Annotated in this window: 13 protein-coding genes; 3 read left to right on the forward strand and 10 right to left on the reverse strand. The window is 71.4% G+C overall.

Going from position 1 to position 14,639, the window contains the following annotated elements:
* The first annotated feature begins 31 nt into the window (after positions 1–31).
* Positions 32–514 (forward strand): DUF6328 family protein, encoded by a 483-nt coding sequence (locus ACIQWG_RS04295; RefSeq protein ID WP_404090000.1) that lies wholly within the window; start codon positions 32–34, stop codon positions 512–514.
* A gap of 201 nt (positions 515–715) precedes the next feature.
* Here ACIQWG_RS04295 and ACIQWG_RS04300 read toward each other — a convergent pair whose 3' ends face one another.
* The gene (locus tag ACIQWG_RS04300; RefSeq protein WP_404090799.1) at positions 716–1,534 is read right to left on the reverse strand and encodes an AraC family transcriptional regulator N-terminal domain-containing protein; all 819 of its coding nucleotides are present in this window, start codon (positions 1,532–1,534) and stop codon (positions 716–718) included.
* A gap of 263 nt (positions 1,535–1,797) precedes the next feature.
* Between ACIQWG_RS04300 and ACIQWG_RS04305 the strand changes: the two genes are divergently transcribed.
* Positions 1,798–2,880 (forward strand): aldo/keto reductase, encoded by a 1,083-nt coding sequence (locus ACIQWG_RS04305; RefSeq protein ID WP_404090002.1) that lies wholly within the window; start codon positions 1,798–1,800, stop codon positions 2,878–2,880.
* Between the two features lie 52 nt (positions 2,881–2,932).
* Complete coding sequence (locus tag ACIQWG_RS04310) at positions 2,933–3,685, forward strand: SDR family NAD(P)-dependent oxidoreductase (RefSeq protein ID WP_404090003.1); 753 nt, start codon at positions 2,933–2,935, stop codon at positions 3,683–3,685.
* A 134-nt stretch (positions 3,686–3,819) separates the two neighbouring features.
* Here ACIQWG_RS04310 and ACIQWG_RS04315 read toward each other — a convergent pair whose 3' ends face one another.
* From ACIQWG_RS04315 to ACIQWG_RS04355, 9 genes are all read right to left on the reverse strand, one after another.
* Positions 3,820–4,863, reverse strand: a complete 1,044-nt coding sequence (locus ACIQWG_RS04315) for a hypothetical protein (RefSeq protein WP_404090005.1) — start codon at positions 4,861–4,863, stop codon at positions 3,820–3,822.
* Positions 4,864–4,939: 76 nt separating this feature from the next.
* Positions 4,940–5,911, reverse strand: coding sequence for an LLM class F420-dependent oxidoreductase (locus ACIQWG_RS04320; RefSeq protein WP_404090007.1), 972 nt, complete (start codon positions 5,909–5,911; stop codon positions 4,940–4,942).
* Between the two features lie 113 nt (positions 5,912–6,024).
* Entirely contained in the window at positions 6,025–7,107 is a 1,083-nt protein-coding gene (locus ACIQWG_RS04325) for a glutamate--cysteine ligase (RefSeq protein WP_404090009.1), read from the reverse strand.
* A gap of 165 nt (positions 7,108–7,272) precedes the next feature.
* Positions 7,273–8,868, reverse strand: a complete 1,596-nt coding sequence (locus tag ACIQWG_RS04330; RefSeq protein ID WP_404090011.1) for a serine/threonine protein kinase — start codon at positions 8,866–8,868, stop codon at positions 7,273–7,275.
* A gap of 158 nt (positions 8,869–9,026) precedes the next feature.
* A complete protein-coding gene (locus ACIQWG_RS04335; protein WP_404090013.1) occupies positions 9,027–9,986 on the reverse strand; it encodes a threonine/serine dehydratase in 960 nt (319 codons plus the stop codon).
* Positions 9,987–10,113: 127 nt separating this feature from the next.
* Positions 10,114–11,145: a polyprenyl synthetase family protein gene (locus tag ACIQWG_RS04340; RefSeq protein ID WP_404090801.1), complete on the reverse strand. Its 1,032-nt coding sequence runs from the start codon at positions 11,143–11,145 to the stop codon at positions 10,114–10,116.
* 95 nt (positions 11,146–11,240) lie between these two features.
* Positions 11,241–12,305, reverse strand: a complete 1,065-nt coding sequence (locus ACIQWG_RS04345; protein WP_404090014.1) for a tetratricopeptide repeat protein — start codon at positions 12,303–12,305, stop codon at positions 11,241–11,243.
* Positions 12,306–12,510: 205 nt separating this feature from the next.
* Positions 12,511–13,188, reverse strand: coding sequence for an AIM24 family protein (locus ACIQWG_RS04350; protein WP_404090016.1), 678 nt, complete (start codon positions 13,186–13,188; stop codon positions 12,511–12,513).
* Positions 13,189–13,253: 65 nt separating this feature from the next.
* Positions 13,254–14,633, reverse strand: a complete 1,380-nt coding sequence (locus tag ACIQWG_RS04355; RefSeq protein WP_404090018.1) for a CAP domain-containing protein — start codon at positions 14,631–14,633, stop codon at positions 13,254–13,256.
* Positions 14,634–14,639 lie beyond the last annotated feature (6 nt).

Genomic DNA, 14,639 nt, shown 5'->3' on the forward strand with positions numbered 1-14,639 from the left:
AGATCTCGGGCTTCGGGTTACTCGGGGCTTCATGACCGAGGTGGAAAGCCGGACGGGACGCGACGAGACCGCCGACGAGCGGGCCGACCGCATGTGGGGCGAGCTCATCCAGGAGGTCCGGGTGGCCCAGATGGGCGTCCAGATCCTGTTCGCCTTCCTGCTCACCGTCGTGTTCACGCCGAAGTACGACACCCTCGACGACACGAACCAGACGATCTACATCGTGACCGTCGTCCTCGGGGCCGTCGCCACCGGCGCACTGATCGGTCCCGTGTCGCTGCACCGTCTGGTGGCCGGGCGGCGCATCAAGCCCAAGGCCGTGGAGTGGGCCTCCCGGCTGACCTTCGTCGGGCTGATCCTGCTGCTCGCCACGACGGCGTGCTCGCTTCTGCTGATCCTGCGGGTCGCCACGCACGACGACTTCGTGCCCTGGCTGGTCACGGGCGTGGTCATCTGGTACCTGATCTGCTGGTTCGCCCTGCCGCTGTGGGCACGCCGCCACCACACGGAGTGAACGGTGGCGCGCCGGCCGGATGAGAGCGCCCGGGTGGTCGTCGGTGACCGTGAACGCGTGAGGGCCGTGGGTGTCCACGACCGTCCGCAGGAGACGGTCGGACCACGCCGAGGGGGCCGGGGCCGGCTACCGCCATCGCCCGGCCGGAATGACGCCGAGCCGGACCTCCCTGATTGATGCCACATAGTTCGATGACGCTCTTCAGATCACATCGACGCTCACTCCCTGGAGTCTGGCCGCGTCCTGGGCGGGCGGTGCGCCGAACATGCGCTTGTACTCGCGGCTGAATTGGGACGGACTGTCGTAGCCGACGGCGTGCCCGATCGCGGCGATGTCGTGGGAGTCGGCGATGAGTTGGATGCGCGCCTTTTGGAGGCGCAGCTGCTTCTGGTATTGCAGCGGGCTCATGGCTGTGACGGCGCGAAAGTGCCGGTTGAGTGAGGAAACGCTCAGCCCGACGTCGGCGGCGAGGTCGTCGATGCGGATGACTTCGGCATAGTGCGCCTGGAGCCAGCGGATGGCGCGGGCAATGAGGGAGTGCCTGCTGTCGGCGAGTCCGATCTGCCTGACGATGGCCGCTTGGGGGCCGGTCAGGAGGCGCCAATGGATCTCACGCTCGATCGCCGGTGCGAGGACGCGTTGGTCGACGGGGTTGCCGATGAGCCGGAGGCGTCGGACTGCTGCGTCGATCAGATCGTCGTCGGCGTCGCTCGTGGCAATGGCTCCGCCCGCGTCTCCCCTTCCCGTGCCGGGAGCGGTGCCGGCGTCGAGCAGGAGCTGTGCGATGACCGCGGGCTTGAGCCGAAGCCCGAAGAAGAGGGCGGGCTCGGCCGCGTCGGCGCGCGTGATCTGTGAGGTCAGGGGGAGGTCGAGGGTGACCACCAGGTACTGGCCGGCACGGTAGTCGAAGATCCGCTCTCCGAGGACGGAGCGTTTCGCCCCCTGGGCGACCATGACCAGGCTCGGCTCGGTGACCGAGCCCAGCGGTTCCGTCACCCGGTCGGTGGCGAACACCTGCACTCCGTCGATCCGTGTCGGCGGGGCGTTGCGCGGCGCGAGCCGGGTGATCTGTGCGCAGAGTTCGGCGAGCTTGTCCACCGTCCCATTCCACCACGCGCCCACACCGGGGCGGCGAACGATCCCGGCGAACCTGAGCGGATCGTGCATCGCTTTGAGCGTATTGGCCTAGGGCTGGGACGCGGTCGGTGTTCGGATGGAAGTGCTGGTGGCGGGGCCGATCCGTTCCGCCGGTTCCCCTTATCCGACACATCGGGAGTTGCACCATGGCGCTGGACTCGTACGTCACGCTCGGCCGCTCGGGGCTGAGGATCAGTCCGTTCACCCTCGGCACCATGACCTTCGGCGAGGACCACGGCTGGGGCACCAGCCCGGCGGAGTCGAAGGACATCCTCGCGGCCTATCTGGAACGCGGTGGCAATTCCATCGACACGGCCAACATCTACACCAACGGGCACTCCGAGAAGATCATCGGCGACTACATCGCCGGGAAGGGATCGCTGCGCGACCGCGTCGTGATCGGCACCAAATTCTTCGGGAACCTCTACGCGAAGGACCCCAACGGTGGCGGGGCCGGCCGCAAGGGAATCGTGCAGCAGCTCGAGAACTCGCTGCGGCGCCTGATGACGGACTACGTCGACATCTACTGGCTGCACAACTTCGATCCCGCGACGCCGGTCGAGGAGACCATGCGTGCCTTGGACGATCTCGTGGCGAGCGGCAAGGTCCGCTACATCGGATTCTCCGACGTGCCGGCGTGGAGGACCGCCGAGGCGGTCACCCTCGCACAGTTCCGGGGCTGGGCTCCCGTCGTCGCGCTTCAGCTGGAGTACTCCCTGCTCGAGCGCACCTCGGAGGGAGAGCTGATTCCGCTGGCCCAGTCCAAGGGAATGGGTGTGCTGCCGTGGAGTCCGCTCAAGAGCGGCTTCCTGTCCGGCAAGTACTCCAGCGCACGGACCGGACCGGTCGACACCGCGCGCTCGGCCCTGGTGGGCACTCCTAGCCAGAACGACTACGTCGTCATCGACGCGCTCAACGAGATCGCCGCCGAGGTCGGCGCCAGCCCGGCCGCTGTCGCCCTGAACTGGGTGAACAACCGCCCCGGCATCACCTCGACCCTGGTGGGGGTCCGGCGCCTGGCACAGCTGGAGACCAACCTCGACGCGTTCGCCGTCACCCTCACCGATGCCCAGCGCGCGACCCTCGACGAGGTCTCCGCCCCCACCTTGAACTTCCCCGCCGAGAACAACAGGACGCTCGCCGCCATGCTCGCGTTCGCCGGCGCGACGGTCGACGGCCAGGAAACCATCGTCTCGCCCCTGCTTCAGACCAGTCCCACCCGCTACTGACCACACGTCGCCACCCGCACGCGACGCGACACGACGAATGAATGAGACGCAGATGACCCAGCAGTTCGCAGGCAAGACCGCACTGGTCACCGGCGGCGGATCCGGTATCGGTCGGGCATCCGCCCTGGCCCTGGCCGCGGAAGGGGCGCTGGTGACGCTCATCGGCCGCACCGCGAAGACCCTGAAGGAGACGGCGCGCCTGATCGAGGCGGCCGGCGGCTCCGCCCGCCATGTGGTGGCGGACATGACCGACGAGGCCCAGATCGAGCGCGCCGTCCGGGACGCGACCGCGGGCACCGGCCGCTTGGACGTCGCCCTGAACAACGCGGGCTACGACGGCGAGTACCAGCTCACCAAGGACTACTCCACCGAGATGCTCGACCACATGCTCGCCCTCAATGTGCGCGGTGTGTTCCTGTCGATGAAGTACGAGCTGCGGCACATGACGGCGCAGGGTTCCGGCGCGATCGTGAACATGTCCTCCGGCGCGGCACTGGTGGGTGTCCCCGGGTTCTCCGGTTACGCGGCCACCAAGGCCGCCGAGGTCGCCATGACCAAGAGCTCGGCCCTCGAGGTCGCGGCCCGGGGCATCCGTATCAACGCCGTGTGCCCCGGCCTGGTGGAAACCCCGATGATCGCGGACATGCCGGCGGAGGACCGGAAGGCGTTCGGCGCCGCCCACCCCCTGGGCCGGATCGCCCGCCCGGAGGAGATCGCCGACGCCGTCGTCTGGCTCGCCTCCGACAAGTCCAGCTTCGTCACAGGCATCGCCCTGCCTGTCGACGGCGGCTACAGCGTCCCGTAGTCACGGGCGAGACGTCGGCGGCGTATGTGCCCGACTCTCGGGCGGCCGTACCCCGCGGCACACAGGCACCGGCGAGCGTGCCATCCGCCTGCCACACCAGGGCCGGTGACGGCACGAGTCAAGAAGGAACTCCCTTACTGCGCTCGACCCTCGTCTCCCCGAGCCCCGCGCAGTGCCGTGATGCACGTGGCGATGGCCTGCTGGAGTTCCTCCAGCTGCTGGACCATGTCGTCCTCGACGAACTCCTGCACATCGTCGAAGGTCAGCTCCTCGAAGACCTTCGTCGCCCGCTGGAGGCTGTTGTAGAACTTCGTCCGCCGTTCTTGCACCCGCAGTTCGGGGTCGGCCTCCACCGCCTCGGCGACCAGGGACTTCATGCTGTCGTAGGCGTCGGTCGCCCACTCGCCGGTGTCCTCGTCCTCCTCCAGCTCGTCGATGAGCGACAAATGCCGCTCGGCCTCCTGACGCAGGTCGACGGGCGCGTCGACGGTCTGTCCGGCAGGCGTCTTGATCTGGCCCGACTCGGCGATCTGACGGACGTAACCGATCCGGTCGGCCGCCCGGCTCTCGGAGGCGACGGCCTTCTTCAGGTCGTCGGTGCGTACGACGTCCCGCGCCAACTCGGACTGGAGCTCCGGGTCCTCGCGCACCCGGTCGAGGAGGGCCTGGCGGGCGGCGCGGGCGGTCGAGGGGTCGGCGAGGATCGCCGCGCGCAGCGCCGTGGGGTTCTCGGCGACCTCCAGGGCCTTGGTCGGGCGGATGCCCTCGGCCTCGGCGGCCTCGGCGATGGCGGTGCCGCGCTCGGAGCCGGCGCTGCTGCGGGAGACGTAGTAGCCGAGCCACACGTCGGCGTCCGGCAGCTCCACCTCCTGGCCCGGGGCGAGCGCCTCGAAGTGCGGGACGAGCCCGTCGTCCGCGGCCCGGTCCCAGGCCTTGTAGTAGCGCATGACACGGTCGGGGGAGCACCCGGCGAGCTCCGCGAACTCCTTCGCGGACACCTTCGGTGTGTCACCCGCGCCCTGGCCGCCGGGCCGCACGCTGCGCGCCACCATCAGACCGAAGGCCCAGCCTCCGGTCCGCGCGTAGACCCCGAACTCACGCGCGTCCCGCGCGACGAGATCGGACAGCGGGGCCTGGGGCGCGGGGGACGTCTCGGACGGGACGTACGCCAGTGTCACGGATGACTCTCCTGTAGGGCTGCTCGGACGGCAGAAGTGCCGACCGGCAGCTTATGGCACCCCGGCAGGCGCCCGGTCAGCCCAGAGCGTCCCGCAGCGCCGGCAGCATCGCGGACTGCGCCCAGTCGAGATAGGGCAGCTGCTCCTCGCCGCCGATCTGCACCAGTGCGATCTCGGTGAAGCCCGCCTCGGCGTACGGGCGTACCGCCTCGACGAAGGCGTCCGGGTCGGCGCCGCACGGGATCGACTCGGCGACGTCGTCCGGCGTGACGAACTGGGTCGCCGCGTCGAAGGAATCCGGGTGCGGCAGCTCGGAGTTGACCTTCCAGCCGCTGCCGAACCAGCGGAACTGGGAGTGGGCGCGCTTGATCGCGGTGTCCCGGTCGGGGTCGTAGCAGACGGGCAGTTGCCCCACGCGCGGCTTGCCCTCGCCGCCGTGCCGGTCGAACGCCGCCAGCAGGTCCGCCTTCGGCTCCGTGGCGATCACCAGGTCGCCGAGCCGGCCCGCGAGTTCGCAGGACTGGTCGCCGGAGACGGCGATGCCGATGGGCGGCGGGTGGTCCGGCAGATCCCACAGGCGGGCCGACTCCACGTCGAAGTGCGTGCCGCGGTGGTTCACATGGCCGCCCTCGAACAGCGCCCGGATGATCTCCACCGCCTCCTCGAACCGCTCGTGCCGCACGTCCACCGAAGGCCAACCACCGCCCACGACATGCTCGTTGAGGTTCTCGCCCGAGCCGAGCCCCAGCCGGAACCGGCCCTCGGACAGCAACTGCATCGTGGCCGCCTTCTGTGCCACCACCGCGGGGTGGTAGCGGAACGTCGGACACGTCACATAGGTCATCAGCGGAATCCGTGAGGTCGCCTGGGCGGCCGCGCCCAGCACACTCCACGCGTAGGGCGCGTGACCCTGCGAGTCCAGCCACGGAAAGTAGTGGTCCGAGGTCACGGAGAAGTCGAAACCGACCTCCTCGGCGCGGACCAGGTGGTCCACCAGTGCCCGGGGACCGGCCTGCTCGGTCATCATCGTGTATCCGATCTGCACCATGCGGGCCGAGTCCCCGGGGGCAGGCGGTGAAAACGGGACGGAAGGGGCGGATGCGAAACGGGACGGCGTCGCAGGGCTCCGGTCGAGGCCGTCCCGCGTGGCCTCTTGCGGTCTCAGTTCGCCGCGATGAGGTCGCTCAGCGCCCCGAAGCCACCCTCGGCCACGGCGGCGCGCTGTCGGTCCGCCCCGGTTCCCTCCTGCCGGAGACGCTGGATCAGCGACGTCACCCGCCCGGTGTCTCCGAACGCGTCGAGCGCGGGAGCGACGTGCCGCATGAGCTGGTCCAGCACCTCGCCGACGGGCCGCGTGTTGCCGTCCAGGTCGACCAGGGTGTCGCTCAGACCGTGCCGGGCGGCGTGCCACAGGCCTGCCCGGAGCAGCTCGGGAGCGCATTCGGGGGCGGGGGTACCGGCCGCGACCGCGTCGAGCTCCGTCCGCACCAGGGCCCGTACCAGGCCCGCGAACATCACCGCGTCGTCGACGCGCAGCTGGACGTCCATGCAGCGCACCTCGATGGTCGGATACCGGGCCGAGAGCCGGGCCAACCAGTACAACTGCCCGATGTCCGAGATCAGCCCGCTCTTCAGCAGCCGCTGCACACGCCGGTCGTAGTCGGGCACGTCCTGGAAGTAGGGAGGCATGCCACTGACCGGCCACCGGCCGAACACCACGGTGCGCCAGCTGGCGAAACCGGTGTCGTGGCCGTCCCACAGCGGGGAATTCGCCGACATGGCCGTCAGGGTCGGCAGCCAGACACGGAGCCGGTTCATGACCTGGAGGCCCTCCTCGCGGCCGGGCACGGCGACATGGATGTGCATGCCGTTGACCAGCTGCTCGGCCACCAGCTGCGGTGCCTGGGAGCGCATGGCCCGGTAGCGGGCCTTGTCCGTGACGGCCACGGGGCGGCTGCGACGCAGCGGGGACGTCCCGCAGGGCGCCAGCCTGCACCCGTGCCGTTCCGCGGCCGCCGCGACGGCGTGCCGCAGCCGCAGCAGATGCCCCTCGACCTCCTCCAGCGAGTCGCACACCGGCGTGGCCACCTCGACCTGCGCCTGGAGCAGCTCGCTCTGCACTTCCTCGTCCGCCACGAACGGCGCCAGTCCCACGGCGGCGCGCACCTTCTCGGCCAGCGGGACGGGCAGGCCCGTGACCGGGTCGAGCAGGAGGTACTCCTCTTCCACACCGAGCGTCGTCATCGGCCGCCTTCTGTTCCGCCCCGTCGCCGGAGTCCCGATCTCACCGTTGGTGATCACCCCCGACGGGTGCGTACTCACCGGTGAACCGAGTGCCTCGAACACCGCGGGGGAAACGGACTTCGCGGACCGCGTCCCAGGATTCCCTTGCCCTCACGCCGGCCGGACTCAGTCCCCGGGCACCCGGAAGGTCCGCAGCAACACGTCCAGGGTCTGCTGGTTCGCCGCGTCGTTCCAGTCGTCCTCCGGGGTCGTCCAGCGCAGCGAGTAGCCGCGGTGTTCGGCGATGAGGAAACCGCGGCCGAAGGTGCGGAACCGGGTGCCGTCGTCCTTGTCGGAGAGCCACTCCATGTCGGCGGCCTTGTATCCCTGGTACGTGGTCGCCTCGATGTCGCCGATCCGCTGGAATCCGGTGCGCTCCTCCAAGTCGGGCTGGACGTCGTCGCGCCAGACGGCGACGGGGTCCGGGCCGAGCGCCTCGCTGTAGGTGACCGCCAGCCGGCGGTCGTCGCCGTCGGTGCCGAGGAAGACGCGGTACGCCACGTCCCCGGCACGCGTGGTGGCCAGCGGCTTCCATCCCTCGGGCAGCGCCACGGAGAAGCCCTCCGGTGACTTGTACGTCCGGTATCCGGCGGGCAGCGCCGTGTTCGAGGGCGAGGCGGGGGGCGTCGCGGGCTCCGTCCTCTCCTGGGTGGGGGACGTGCTCGGCGTCACCGAGGGGGCGGCACCGTTGGACGCCCCGGCCGAGGTGGAAGGAGCGGGCGCCGCACCCGGCGCCGGGCCCGGATCGTCGTCGCGGCTGGTGGTCACGACCAGGACGGCGGCCGCGACGGTGACCACCGCCAGGGCCGTGCCGAAGACCATGGCGCGTCTGCCCCAAGCGGGTCCCACCGCGCAACGTCCGCGCAGCCGGGGCCGATCCATCGCCTGGGTGGCCGCTTCGGGGTCCTCGTTGAGGACACGCGCGAACGCCTCACGGACCACCGGTCTGCTCAGGCGTTCGCGGGAGTCCTTGCGCAGCAGCCCCTGCACGGCCTGGGTGAGCGGGCCGGCCCGCACCGGAGCGCGCAGCGGAAGCCGGTCCACCCCCTTCAACGTGGTCTCCGGACTGTCCCGTTCGCGATACGGCGGTCGTCCCTCGACCATCGTGTAGAGGATCGCGCCGAGCGCCCACAGATCGGACGCGGGCCCGATGCGCTCGTCGCGGGCCTGCTCCGGCGAGGCGTACGAGGGCGCGGCAACGCGGGCCGCGAGGGTCGCGCCGGCCAGCCCGAAGCCGGTGACCACGACCGATCCGTCGTCGCCCACGAACACCTGCCCGGGGCTCAGTTCGCCGTGCGTGATGCCGGCGACGTGCGCGGCCTCCAGCACGTCGAGCAGTTCGAGACCGATCCGCGCGGCCCGTACGTAGTTGAACGAGCCCTGCTGGGCAATGAGTTCGCCCAGCGGCGTGCCCTCGAGCCACTCGGTGACGATCCACAGGCTCTCGGACTCCTCGAAGGCGTCCAGCACGGTGGCCACCCGGCCGGGCCGCAGCAGCCCGATCCGTTCGGACGTGCGCAGGATCCGCGAGGTGGCCCGACGGCGGTCGTCCGGGCTCGGATCGTCGGGCAGTCCGATCTGGGTGAGGAGGCACGGGCGTTGGGTCTCGGTGTCCTCGCCGTAGTAGCTGACGCGGTTCGTCTCGCGATGGACGACATCGACGAGCCGATACCTTCCGGCGACCAACTCGACTGTGGAGACGCGCGCCTTGACCATGGCCATCCCTCGCTGAACACCGGGCTCTCATTTCTCACAGGAAGTACGAGAGGCGCGACGGGAAGTGTTCAACGAAAACCTCAACCAAAGGACGCCACTTTCCATTTGCATTCTGACGCCGGAGTAAGTTCGGGAAAAGCGCAGGGAAATTGAGTGTGAATCCTTCAGCGAAGGTCGAAATCGGCTGCCCAGCGCTGCACATCCGAAGTCGCCGCGTTGCCCCCGCACACGACCAGCCCGAGCCGGGCGCCCTCGCCGACCCGCTCCAGGACCCGGCGGGCGGCGGGCAGCAGCGAGCCGGCGGCCGGTTCGGTCCACACCTTGGCGTGCTCGGCGAGGTCGAGCACGCCCCGCACGGCCTCCCGGTCCGGCACCACGAGCACCTCGTCGACCAACTCGGCCACATGGTCGTACGTCAGCCGCGACACGGCCGGCGCGCTCAGCGTGGACACGATGGACGACAGCTCCACGGGCACCGGCCCGCCCGCCGCCAGGGCCCGCGACATGGCTTCGGCGCCCTCGGTCTCCACTCCCCAGATCCGCACGCCCGGACGGCGGGCCCTCAGCGCCACGGCGACACCGGCGATGAGCCCGCCGCCCCCGACGCTGACGATCACGTCCGTGAGCTCACCGGCGTCCTCGGCCAGCTCCAGCCCGACGGTGCCCTGCCCCGCGATCACCAAGGCGTCGTCGAAGGGATGGACGAGCGTCAGACCCTCGTCCCGCAGCCGGTTGACGAGCGAGAACGCGCCGTCCATGTCGTCCGTCAGCCGCACCGCCGCCCCGGCGTCCTCGACGATCCGGACGGAGCCGGCGGGCGCCGACCGCGGCATCACCACCGTGGCCTTCACATCGAGGGCGGCGGCCGTCATGGCCAGCGCGATCCCGTGGTTGCCCCCGCTGACCGCCACGACCCCCGCGGCCCGCTGGGCCTCGGTCAGCGACAGCAGCTTCGCCGTGGCACCCCGGGCCTTGAACGACCCGGTGCGCTGGAGCAGTTCGAGCTTCGCGGTGACCGGAACGCCGAGCAGGGCCGTGAGGCCCGGGCTGGGCACGGTCGGGGTGCGCACCACGTGTCCGGCGATGAGACCGGCCGCGGCTTCGACGTCGGAGATCCCGATCAAGGCAGTCACCTTTCCGGCGCGGGGGCGGGGTTCCGCGCCGTTCGGCACCCTGACGCGGGAGACGTCCCCGGTCAAGCCGGTCACCCGAGTGCGGCGAAAGGCATTGCCGTGCGCGTGCGGCGCGGTCTCACAGATCGCGCCGCACGAGGAAGTCCAGCAGCGACCGCAACTCGTCGGCCGGCCCCTGATCCAACCCCACGTCCGCCAGAACCTCCTCCACGGCGCCCAGATGCCGCCGTGCCTCGGCGAGCGCGGCCGTGCGGCCGCCCGCCCGCTCGATCAGCGCGGCCACCTCGCCGGGGTCGGCGGATGACGTCAGGAGAGCGGAGAGCCGTCCGGCGGCGGGGGAGTCGAGCGCGGCCAGCACCGGATAGGTCTTCTTGCGCTCCCGCAGATCGCCGTGCACGGGCTTGCCGGTGACGGCCGGGTCGCCCCAGATGCCCAGCAGGTCGTCCACGATCTGGAAGGCGACGCCCAGATGCCGGCCCGCGCGGTCCAGGGCGGCCACGGTCGCGGGCGGCGCGCCGCCGAGCAGGGCGCCCAGCGCGGCGGCGCACCCCAGCAGGGCGCCCGTCTTGTGCTCGGCCATGGTCCGGTACGCGTCCGGACGCACCCGCTCCGGTCCCGTCCAGGGACGCGTGGTGAACAGCAGGTCGTCCGCCTGCCCGCGCACCAGGTCCCCCAACGCCACCGACAGCAGCCGTACGGCCTCGGGGCCTCTCGGAGCCGCCGCCAGCGTCTCCACGGCGAGGGCGAAGAGCGCGTCGCCCGCCAGGACGGCCGGTCCGGTGCCGTACGCCTTCCACACCGTGGGGCGGCGGCGCCGTGCCTCGTCGCCGTCCATGATGTCGTCGTGCAGCAGGGAGAAGGCGTGCACCAGCTCCACCGCGACCGCCCCGGGCACCGCGACCCGGCCGGGGGCGCCGGCCGCCTCGGCGCCGAGCACGGCCAGCGCCTGCCGTACACCCTTGCCGCCGGAGCCGGCGGCCGGTGTGCCGCCCACCTCGCACCAGCCGAAGGAGTACGCGGCCATCTCCGCGACCCAGGGATGGGTCCGCCCGACCGCCTCCCGCAGCGCGGGCCGCACCAAGGCGCGGCAGCGTTCGAGGACTTGGCGGGCGTCCCCCGGGGCGTGAGGCGACGAGGGGTGGGCCCGCACCGGGGCGGATGGCCGGTGGCCGTCGCTCGAAGCCGCGGCCGTGGAAGCGCGCTGGTGGGCGTCGGACGGAGTCCGGAGCGCCGAAGGGAGCGCCGTCACCGTACGCCCACCGCCCCGGCGCCGGCCATCGCGCTCTCGTCGACACCGAACTCCTGCTGCGCCCGGGCCACCATCTCCCGCGCGTGCCGCAGCCCGATCCGCTCCAGCACCCCGGCCAGCTCGGCCAGTTCGGCGGCGGTCTCGGAGCGGTCGCGCCCCAGCTGTGCCAGCGACTTCGCCAGCCCCAGCCGGGAGAGTGCCTCCCCGCGCGGCTCGCTCATCTCACGGAACTCCGCGAGGGCCTGCTCGTAGAGGTCGCGGGCCTCGGCGTAGCGCCCCGCGCGGTAGAGGACATTGCCGCGCATCTTGTGGTTGTACGCCAGCGCGCTGGAGAGCTTCATCGCCCGGCAGGAGGCCTCCGCCTCGGACAGCAGGGCCAGGGCCCGCTCCACGTCGCCGTCGCGCACCGAGACGATGTCCGCGAGCCCGCGCAGCGCCCAGGCGTGACCGCGCCGGTCCTCGGCCCGCGCGGCGATCTCGGCCGCCTCCTCGAACAGCGCGAACGCCGTGTCGTACGAGCCGGTGTTGCGATGGATCTGGGCGATGCCCTCCAGCGCCCACACGGTGTGCCGGGCCTCGCCACGCCGCCGGGCCTCGGCCAGCAACTGCTCGTGCAGCCGGTGGACGGCCTCGTAGTCCCCCTGGATGCGGCCGGTCTCCGCCAGACCGGCGAGCGAATAGCCACGTACGACGATGTCGCCGCCGCGCTCGCCGAGATCCGCCGCGAGCTGGAGGAGCCGCCGGGCCAGCGGGAACGCCCCGCGCTGCCGGGCGAGCGTGCCGCCGCTCCACAGCGCCCAGGCCATCGCCCCGGTGTCGTCGGCCTCCCGGGCGGCCCGATAGCTCGCCTTCCACGCCCGGTCCGCGTCACCGATCTGCCCCAGCCGGCGGTGCGCCTCCGCGACCGCGAGCCCCGAGCGCGCCGCCTCGCCGTGCTGCCCGGCCCGCTCGGCAGCTCTCAACTGCTCGGTGCCGGCGGCCAGTACGTCGGTGAGCGACGAGTTCACGGACAGGGTGGTGAGGGCCCCCTGGTACTCCGGGGCGAATGCCTTGCCGTACATCGAAGCCTTTCGATCGATATGCACCCCGTGTCTACTCGCTGTGTATACGCAGTGCGTATACGTGACGGGTATACATGGCGTGTATAGAGCGTTGAAAACCGGCCCTGGCCGGAAGGGGTGGCCAGGGCTCCACTTGTTGTCGATCAAGACGTCGGCAGGGCGGACGGGGTTGCCTGTGAGGCACAGATCACCTCACGGCGGCGATTCAGTGCTGCTGAGGCTTCTGCGGTGTCGCCTCGCTCGGGCGGACGACGACATATCCCTGACCTTGCAGCATCAGTTGGACGGCCTCGCCGGAACCGCCGCGCAGCATCGAGCCGAGGGACTGCGAGCGATGCAGCGAGGTCTGGAGCCCGGCGGTCCAGCCGACCACCGCGTCCGTGTCGACGTACACCGGGTACTCGGGGGACACCGGGATGACCAGCGGATTGCCGTCACAGACCAGCCCGAGCCTGCCCTGGCCCGTGAAGACACTGTTGAACAGACCGCCACCGGCGATGCCCGACCCCTTCACCGTCGCTATCCGGTACGACAAAGTCGCGTCGAAGCACAGGACGTTGCGTCCGTTGACCGTGAACTCGTCGCCGGGGTCGACGTCGACGATGAAGCAGTTCTGCGCCTCGTGCGCGAACCAGGCCTCGCCCTGCCCGCGCACCGCCATCAGCGGCAGCCCCTCACCGGTCACCGCCCGCTTGAGCATCCCGCCCACGCCCTGGCCCTTGCGCTCGAACTGGAGGTTGCCGCGGTAGGCGACCATCGCACCCTGACGGGCGTGCATCTCGCCGTTCACCGCGTACTTGATGCACTTGGCGTTCTCTGTCGTCATGCCCGGCGCCGTGGCCGGCTGGACCATGTGCTCGCTGGAAAAGAGGTCACCCTTCATACGTGCATCCTGTCCCGGACGGGACCCTTCCGCCTAGATCGCGGCGTGTCGGCGCTCTCGGGCCGTCAGCCGCCGAAGAGTTGGGTCCAGTAGGTTCCCGCCGGGCCGCCGCCCGCGAAGCCGATGCCGATGTGCGTGAAGTCCCGTTTGAGGATGTTGGCGCGATGTCCCGGACTGTTCATCCAGCCCTCCATGACCTCGGCCGGGGAGCGCTGGCCGCACGCGATGTTCTCGCCGATCGTGCGCATCCGGGAGCCCGCGGCCGCCGCCCGGTCCCAGGGCTGGGTCCCCTCGGGCGAGGTGTGGGAGTAGAAGGCGCGGCTCGCCATGTCGGCGCTGTAGGCCTGTGCGGCGGTGCCGAGCGCGGTGTCGACGGCCAGCGGGCGCAGCCCGGCCCGCACTCGCTCCCGGTTGGTCAGGTCGACGACCTCGGTGGCGGTCCGGGCCAGATCGCCCGGCGTGAGCGGCCTCGCCCACAGCGCCGTCCAGAACGTGTCGCCCGAGCGGCCGCTCGTGACGTGGGCCAGCGCGGCGTGGGTGAAGGACGAATCGTGCAGGATGCGGCGGGGGCGGTCGGTGCGCAGACAGTACGAGACGAACTCGCTCGGCGTGCGGGGACCGGACACCAGGTGCTCGCCGACGGTGACGTAGACGTATCCGGCGGCGCTGATCCGCTGGTACACGGAGACGCCGTCCGGCCCCTCGACGCCGAGCCGTCCCGCCGAGGCCATGGCGCCGGCGTGCGCCCTCGCGGCGGAGGCGAGCCGTGCGTCGAGGGTGACGGGCGGCGAACCGGCGCCCGCGCGGGCGGAGTTGACCAGGCCGAGGAAGCCGTCGGGATCGGGGGAGGGGATGTGCGGGACGCCGACGCCCGCCAGGGTGTGCATCGTCGGCCGGGCGGCGGGCATCGAGGGCACGGTGGGCGTGGGCGTGACCGGTGTGCGGTGGGCCGGAGCCGGTGTCGCGTCCTCGATCACGTCCACCCCGAAGTCCCGGGCCAGTCCCGCCAGCCCGTCCGCGTACCCCTGGCCCAGGGCCCGCAGCTTCCAGCCGCCGCCCCGCCGGTAGAGCTCCGGGAGCAGCAGCACCGTCTCCTCGCGTGGGCGCGGCGGGGCGAACCGGGCTATCGGGCGGCCGCCCGAGTCGGTGACGTGCAGCGCGGGTGCGGGCAGTCGGCCCAGCGGGGTGCCGGGGTCGGCCGGGCTGACGACGACCGTCACCCGGGTCGCCCCGGGGCGCAGGCGTGGCGGGTCGACGGTCAGGGTGTCGCCCTGGAGCCGGGCGCCCGGCGCGGACGGCTGGTTGTAGAACACGAAGTCGGCGTCGCCCCGGACCTTGCCGCTGTCGTCGGTGACGAGCGCGGACACGTCGAAAGGGCCGGGCACCCGGACGGTCACGCTGCCGCCCGGAAGGGGCAGATTGCCGCCGGGGACCAACTCGCTCATCGCGCC

The organism is Streptomyces sp. NPDC098781, from assembly GCF_044759995.1.
Classification (GTDB): Bacteria; Actinomycetota; Actinomycetes; order Streptomycetales; family Streptomycetaceae; genus Streptomyces.

Coding starts and splice junctions, on each gene's coding strand:
- ACIQWG_RS04310 (WP_404090003.1), top strand. CDS start 2,933: ATGACCCAGCAGTTCGCAGGCAAGACCGCACTGGTCACCGGCGGCGGA.
- ACIQWG_RS04355 (WP_404090018.1), bottom strand. CDS start 14,633: ATGAGCGAGTTGGTCCCCGGCGGCAATCTGCCCCTTCCGGGCGGCAGC.
- ACIQWG_RS04320 (WP_404090007.1), bottom strand. CDS start 5,911: ATGGTGCAGATCGGATACACGATGATGACCGAGCAGGCCGGTCCCCGG.
- ACIQWG_RS04350 (WP_404090016.1), bottom strand. CDS start 13,188: ATGAAGGGTGACCTCTTTTCCAGCGAGCACATGGTCCAGCCGGCCACG.
- ACIQWG_RS04305 (WP_404090002.1), top strand. CDS start 1,798: ATGGCGCTGGACTCGTACGTCACGCTCGGCCGCTCGGGGCTGAGGATC.
- ACIQWG_RS04295 (WP_404090000.1), top strand. CDS start 32: ATGACCGAGGTGGAAAGCCGGACGGGACGCGACGAGACCGCCGACGAG.
- ACIQWG_RS04330 (WP_404090011.1), bottom strand. CDS start 8,868: ATGGCCATGGTCAAGGCGCGCGTCTCCACAGTCGAGTTGGTCGCCGGA.
- ACIQWG_RS04345 (WP_404090014.1), bottom strand. CDS start 12,305: ATGTACGGCAAGGCATTCGCCCCGGAGTACCAGGGGGCCCTCACCACC.
- ACIQWG_RS04325 (WP_404090009.1), bottom strand. CDS start 7,107: ATGACGACGCTCGGTGTGGAAGAGGAGTACCTCCTGCTCGACCCGGTC.